This window comes from Nocardia carnea NBRC 14403 (assembly GCF_000308515.1).
Classification (GTDB): domain Bacteria; phylum Actinomycetota; class Actinomycetes; order Mycobacteriales; family Mycobacteriaceae; genus Nocardia; species Nocardia carnea.
Map to the genome: position 1 here is coordinate 1 of NZ_BAFV01000100.1, position 5547 is coordinate 5547.

Annotated in this window: 5 protein-coding genes; all 5 read left to right on the forward strand. The window is 66.1% G+C overall.

Going from position 1 to position 5547, the window contains the following annotated elements:
* The coding region (locus ON22_RS26735) for an MCE family protein (RefSeq protein WP_043740734.1) at positions 1-1138 on the forward strand (1138 nt) is incomplete at its 5' end.
* A complete protein-coding gene (locus tag ON22_RS26740) occupies positions 1135-2151 on the forward strand; it encodes an MCE family protein (RefSeq protein WP_033246814.1) in 1017 nt (338 codons plus the stop codon). The genes ON22_RS26735 and ON22_RS26740, both read left to right, overlap by 4 nt.
* A 1-nt stretch (position 2152) precedes the next feature.
* On the forward strand, positions 2153-3187 hold the full coding sequence (locus ON22_RS26745; protein ID WP_033246813.1) for an MCE family protein: 1035 nt from the start codon (positions 2153-2155) through the stop codon (positions 3185-3187).
* On the forward strand, positions 3184-4437 hold the full coding sequence (locus ON22_RS26750) for an MCE family protein (protein WP_033246812.1): 1254 nt from the start codon (positions 3184-3186) through the stop codon (positions 4435-4437). The genes ON22_RS26745 and ON22_RS26750 overlap by 4 nt, the downstream gene beginning before the upstream one ends.
* Before the next feature lie 4 nt (positions 4438-4441).
* Positions 4442-5547, forward strand: a 1106-nt coding sequence (locus ON22_RS26755; RefSeq protein ID WP_051158121.1) for an MCE family protein, incomplete at its 3' end; no start/stop codon positions are given.

A 5547-nucleotide genomic window follows, 5' to 3' on the forward strand; every position in this document is an offset into this window, starting at 1 on the left:
GTTCGCGGCGATCGCGGCGGGGATGGCGATCGTGGTACTCGCGGTGACCCTGTTCCGGGGCGGGTTCGCCGATACCGTCGCGGTCACCGTGCACGCGCCCCGCGCCGGTCTGGTGATGTACCCCGACGCCGAGGTGAAACTGCGCGGTGTGACCGTCGGCGCCGTGGATTCCATCGTCGAACGGGCCGACGGCACCGCCGAGATCGAATTGGCCATCGACCGGGGCAATCTCACCCGGATACCCGGCGATGTGACCGTGGATATCGCCAGCACAACGGTATTCGGGGCCAAGTACATCCAGCTCGTCCCGCCCGAACAGCCTGCTTCGGGGCACCTCGAGGCAGGTCAGGTATTCGACGCCGGGAACGTGACGGTCGAGATCAATACCGTGTTCGAACAGCTCACCCAGGTACTGGGGGAGATCCAGCCGGAAAAGCTCAACGAAACCCTGGGCGCGCTGGCCACCGCGATGCGCGGGCGCGGTGACCGGGTGGGCCAGATGATGGTCGACCTGGAGGCGTTCCTGGCGAAAGTGGAACCCGGGCTGCCCGCCCTGCGTGCGGATCTGGCGATGGCGCCGGAGGTCACCCGGACCTATGCGGACGCGTCGCCCGCGCTGCTGGAAACTGTCGGCAACGCGACCCATCTCAGCCGGACCGTGGTGGAGGAACAGCAGCAACTCGATGTGCTGCTGATGAGCCTGATCGGGCTGGCCGATACCGGTAACCGGGTGGTGGGGGAAAGCGGGCCCGGTCTGGTGAGTGCCATGGATGTCCTGGCACCGACCACCGAGCTGACCAACCGTTATCACCAGGCGCTGACGTGCGCCATGGACGGACTGGCCTATCTGGCCCAGGTGGAACCGGTGAAGGTACCCGGGATCGGGTTGTCGGCGAACTTCCTCTGGGGTGTCGAACCGTACCGCTACCCGGAGCATCTGCCGAAGGTCGCGGCGTCGGGTGGTCCGCAGTGCTCGATGCTGCCCGTGGCCTACGAGGATTTCCCGCCGTTCGTGGTCACCGATGTCGGGGCCAATCCCCAGGCCGGGCCGTTCCGGTCCGGACTGACGCTGAACACCGCCTCGCTCGCCGAGGCACTGTTCGGACCTGCCGCCGCAGGGAAGGGGGCACCCCGATGAACAACCGCAATACGCCGCTGCTGAAATTCGGTGTCTTCGCCGCGATCATGGTGGTGCTCTCGGCCTGTCTGATCATCGTTTTCGGCGAGTACCGCAGCGGCTCCACCACCGAGTACTCGGCGGTTTTCGCGGATTCGTCCGGGTTGAGCACCGGAGATACGGTGCGGGTCGCGGGAGTCGTGGTCGGTTCGGTGCGCGGGGTCTCACTGCGCGACGATCACCGGGTGCGGGTGGAGTTCGATGCCGACCGCTCGCTTTCGCTCACCAGCGGCACCGAGGTCGCGGTGCGGTACCTGAACCTGGTCGGCGACCGCTATCTGGAGATCACCGACCGACCCGGGAACGAACTGCCCGCCGGGGGCGAGCTGCCGATCGAGAACACCACCAGCGCATTGGATCTGGACCTGCTGCTCGGCGGTCTGAAACCGGTCATCCAGGGGCTCAACGCCCGTGATGTCAACGCCCTGACCTGGTCACTACTGGAGATCGTGCAGGGCAAAGAGGGCACCGTGAACTCCATCCTGGGCCGCACCGCCTCCTTCTCCGCGGCCCTGGCCGACAACAACGAGATCGTCGAGCAGTTGATCGACAACCTGAACACCGTGATGACCACCCTCGCCGACGAGGGCGGGGAGTTCTCGGGCCTGGTGGACCGGCTCGAACAACTCATCACCCAGCTCAGCAACGAACGCGACCCCATCGCCTCGGCCATAGATTCGCTGGAGGCCGGCACCGCCACCGTGGCCGATCTGCTCAACCAGGGCCGGGCGCCGCTGGCGGGCACGATCGACCAGGTCAACCAGCTCGCCGCGAATATCGACGGCGATAAGCAAACCCTCGACACCGCCCTGCAGAAGGCACCGGAGAACTTCCGGAAACTGGTGCGTACCGGGGCCTACGGCAACTTCATCCAGTACTACCTGTGCGATTTGACGCTGCGGGTCAACGATCTGTCCGGGCAGGTCGTGGAGATACCGGCCGCCGTACAGACCGACGGAAGGTGCGCTCCCTGAGATGTTTCGATACCGCGGAAAACACCTACTGCGGCACGGCCTGGTCGGGATCGTGCTCATGGTCTGCATCATCTCGCTGGGCCTGCAATCCCAGCAGGTGATCGCGTGGGGGACAACGGTCCGCTACCAGGCGGTGTTCGAGGAAGCCGGCGGACTGGAGGCCGGTGACGAAGTGCACGTCTCGGGGTTCGAGGTCGGCACCGTCACCGAGGTGGAGCTCGACCACGGACAGGCGCGGGTGGTGTTCACCGCCGGCGATTCGGTCTCGCTCGGCGCGGACACCACCGCGCAGATCAAAACGGGGTCGTTGCTGGGTAAACGGATCATGACGCTGGTCTCGCACGGTGACGGACGGCTGCGCCCGCTGGACACCATCCCGGTCGAGCGCACCTCCTCGCCGTATTCGCTCACCGATGCGCTCGGCGATCTGACCAGCACCACCGCGGCCATGGACACCGATTCCCTCAACAGCTCGCTGGATATGCTGTCCACCACGCTGGATTCGATCGCACCGCAGCTCGGCCCGGCCTTCGACGGCCTGTCGGAACTGTCGAAATCGATCAACAGCCGCAATACCGCGCTCGGTGATCTGCTCACTGCCTCGCAGGAGGTCACCGGGATTCTGGCCGATCGCAGCGAACAGTTGAACACCATGCTGCTCAATGCGAACACCCTGATCGGGGTGCTCGACGAGCGCCGCCGGGCGATCGCCACCCTGCTGGCCAATACGGCGGCCGTCGCCGATCAGCTCACCCAGCTGGTCGCCGACAACGAGGCCGAACTGGGGCCCGCCCTGGACCGGTTGAACTCGGTGGCCGAAGTGCTGCAACGCAATCGGGACAATATCGCCAAGGCGATACCGGGGCTGGCGAAAACCTCGCTCACCCAAGGTGAGGCGGTCTCCGGCGGCCCGTTCTACAACGCCTACGTCGCCAATCTCATCCCGGCCCAATGGATCCGGCCGTTCGTCGATGCGGCATTCGGCGGCTCGGTCCCGCAACCACAACCCGCACCGCAACCGGGAGCGCCACGATGAAGCGGACACTGATCATCCGGCTGGCCGCGGGCGCCCTGGCGGTGGCGGTACTGGCCGCCGCGTTCGTCGTGGTGAACCGCACGCTGTTCGCGCCGTCCACCGTGCGCGCGATCTTCACCACCGCCACCGCGATCTACCCCGGTGACGATGTCCGGGTTGCGGGGGTGAAGGTGGGCAACATTGCCGCCATCGAACCCCGGGGCGCCACCGTGGAGATGACGATGCATATCGACCGCGGCGTGGATATCCCGGCCGACGCCGGCGCGGTGATCGTCTCCCAGAGCCTGGTGGATTCCCGCTACGTCCAGCTCACCCCCGCCTACCGCGGCGACGGCCCGACCATGGCCGACGATACGGTGATTCCGCTGGAGCGCACCGCGATCCCGGTCGAATGGGATCAGATCAAAACTCAGCTCACCCGGCTGGCCACCGAACTCGGGCCGGACGGCGACCAGTCTTCCGGGCCGGCCGGGCGGTTCATCGACAGCGCCGCCGACGCGCTCGCCGGCAACGGTGACAAACTGCGGCAGGTGCTGTCCCAGCTGTCCGGGGTCGGGCGCATCCTCGCCGACGGCAGCGGCGATATCGCCTCGACCATCGAGAACCTGCAGACCTTCGTCACCGCATTACGTGACAGCAATGTGCAGATCGTGCAGTTCCAGAACCGGCTGGCGACCCTGACCAGTGTGCTGTCCGACAGCCGCTCCGACCTCGATGCCGCACTGTCCAATCTGTCCATCGCGGTGGGCGAGGTCCAACGGTTCGTCTCGGAGAACCGGGACAAGGCCGCAGAACAGGTCGGACGGTTGGCCGATGTCACCCAGAACCTGGTGGACAACCGCGGCGAACTCGAAGAACTACTGCATATCTTCCCGACCAGCCTGGCCAACTTCTACAACATCTACAACCCTGATACCGGCACCGAGGCAGGGGTTTTCGTGCTGAACAACTTCTCCAATCCGATCGAATTCGTCTGCGGCGGTATCGCCAGCGTGGAGAATATCGGCGCCGAGGAAGCGGCACGTAAATGCCGCGACTACCTCGGGCCGGTCCTCGGGCTGTTGAACTTCAACTACCTGCCGGTCCCGGTGAATCCCGCCCTCGGGCCCTCGGCGGATCCGAAGAATGTCATCTACAGCGAACCGCATCTGGTGCCGCCGGCGCCCGCCGCCCCGGCCGCGCCGCCACCACCGCCGCCCGGCCCGCCCGTGCCTTCGCTTGCCGACATCCTCTTCCCCGGCGGGCGGTGATCATATGGCGAAATCGGGACGCAGGAAGAGTGTGCGCAACGCGGTGCTCGGTTGCGTATGCGTGGCGTTGACAGCCACCGGCTGCAACTGGGACGGCGTCAATTCGCTACCGCTACCGGGTGCCACCGGCCGCGGTCCGGACGCGACCGTGCTGTACGTGGAGATGGCCGATGTCGGCACGCTCACCCCGAACTCGCCGGTACTGATCGACGATGTGGTGGTCGGCAGTATCGGCGATATCACGGTGGAGAACTGGCACGCCCTGGTGGAAGTGTCCATCCAGCCCGGTCAGGTGATACCGGCGAACGCGCAGGCACGAGTCGGTCAGACCAGTCTGCTCGGGTCGATGCATCTGGCGCTGAATCCGCCCCCCGGGCAGCCGCCGCAGGGACAGTTGGCGCCCGGATCGCGGATCGAACTCGACGATACCGGCACCTACCCGTCGACAGAGCAGACGCTCGCATCGCTGTCGGTGGTGGTCAACGGTGGTGGGCTGGGCCAGATCGGCGATATCGTCGGCAGTCTCAGCGCCGCCTTCGAAGGCCGGGAGACGAATATCCGGGCCCTGCTGGACCGGCTCGATGTCTTCCTGAGCACCCTCGACGGCCAGCGTGCCGATATCGTCGCCACCATCGACGGCCTGAACCGGCTCGGCGGCACCTTCGCCGCCCAGCGTGATGTTCTCACCGAGGCACTGCACAAGATTCCGCCCGCCCTCGATGTCCTCATCGCCGAACGACCCGATCTGGTCACCGCACTGGACCGGCTGCGCACCTTCAGTGATACCGCCGACGGGGTCCTGACCGCGGCGCACGACGATCTGCTCGCCAACCTGCGCAACCTCGAACCCACCTTGAAGGCGCTCGCCGATGTGGGTCCGGATATCAACTCGGCGATCCAGTTCGCGACCGTGTTCCCGTACGGGCAGTACCTGGTCGACAACGGGGTCCGGGGCGATTTCATCAACCTGTTCGCCACCGTGGACCTCACCATTCCGCGGTTGCGCCGGGAGCTGCTGCTGGGCACGCCGTGGGGTGATCCGACCGCGGTCATCCAGGCCGCTGTCGGCGATCCCGGCTACGCCGAACAGACCAAGAACCCCCTCGGTTT

What these genes read in the sequence shown, in the direction of transcription:
- ON22_RS26740 (WP_033246814.1), top strand. Translation starts at nt 1,135, where the DNA reads ATGAACAACCGCAATACGCCGCTGCTGAAATTCGGTGTCTTCGCCGCG.
- ON22_RS26745 (WP_033246813.1), top strand. Translation starts at nt 2,153, where the DNA reads ATGTTTCGATACCGCGGAAAACACCTACTGCGGCACGGCCTGGTCGGG.
- ON22_RS26750 (WP_033246812.1), top strand. Translation starts at nt 3,184, where the DNA reads ATGAAGCGGACACTGATCATCCGGCTGGCCGCGGGCGCCCTGGCGGTG.